The 1,206-nt window shown below is 63.3% G+C and carries 1 protein-coding gene; it reads left to right on the plus strand.

Translation table 11 applies throughout. From position 1 onward, the window contains the following. Positions 1 to 193: 193 nt before the first annotated feature. The coding region (locus AC4FAH_RS04565) for a NupC/NupG family nucleoside CNT transporter (RefSeq protein ID WP_490245704.1) at positions 194 to 1,206 on the plus strand (1,013 nt) is incomplete at its 3' end.

A 1,206-nucleotide genomic window follows, 5' to 3' on the forward strand; every position in this document is an offset into this window, starting at 1 on the left:
CATGGCGGGCCTCGTGCGTGTTGACGCAGGCACGCCTCGCGCGATTCACAAAAAATGCGTCAAACGTTAGTGGCAGACTCCGACAGAGGGCAAAAATACTGGTAGAGTACGCGCCAGTTTTGGCCATACCGTCCTGTGGCCAGCGCTATTGCCTTGTCCTCAACGTAACACCTACGCATTCAGGAGCTGCTTGATGCAGATCGTCATGGGCCTGGTGGGCGTCTTCGCCCTGCTGGGGATTGCCTTCCTTCTCTCTGAAAACCGACGCGCCATCAGCCTGCGCACCGTACTGGGTGCCTTTGCCATCCAGGCGATGCTGGGCATCTTCGTGCTCTACGTGCCTGCCGGCAAGAGCATGCTGCTTGGGCTCAGCGAAGGTGTACAGGCCGTAATGTCCAGTGCCAACGTCGGCATGGACTTCCTGTTCGGCGGCCTGGTCAGCGACAAGATGTTCGAAGTCTTCGGCGGCGGCGGCTTCGTGTTCGCGCTGCGCGTACTGCCGATCATCGTGTTCTTCTCGTCACTGATCGCGGTGCTCTATCACCTGCGCGTGATGAACGTCGTGATCAGCGTGCTCGGCGGCGGCCTGTCGAAGGTGCTCGGCACCAGCCGTCCGGAGTCCCTGTCCGCGGCCGCCAACATCTTCGTCGGCCAGACCGAAGCCCCGCTGGTCGTGCGTCCGTTCATCGCCGGCATGACCCGCTCGGAGCTGTTCGCCGTGATGACCGGTGGCCTGGCCTCGGTGGCCGGTTCCGTGCTGGTGGGCTATGCCTCGCTGGGCATCGACCTCAAGTACCTGCTGGCAGCCTCCTTCATGGCGGCGCCGGGTGGCCTGCTGATGGCCAAGATGCTGATCCCGGAGACCGAGACCAAGACCCAGAGCGTCGAAGAAGCGCTGGGCAAGGACATCGATCGCCCGACCAACGTCATCGATGCCGCCGCCTCCGGCGCGGCCTCTGGCGTGCAGCTGGCGATCAATGTCGGCGGCATGCTGCTGGCCTTCATCGCGTTGATCGCGCTGGGCAACATCATCGTCGGCTGGGTCAGCGGCCTGTTCGGCTATGAAGACATCACGCTGCAGCTGCTGCTGGGCTATGCCTTCGCCCCGGTGGCCTGGGTCATCGGCGTGCCGTGGCACGAAGCCATCCAGGCGGGTAGCTTCATCGGTCAGAAGCTGGTGCTCAACGAGTTCGTCGCCTTCGCCGA

It is taken from the genome of Cobetia sp. (assembly GCF_983723665.1).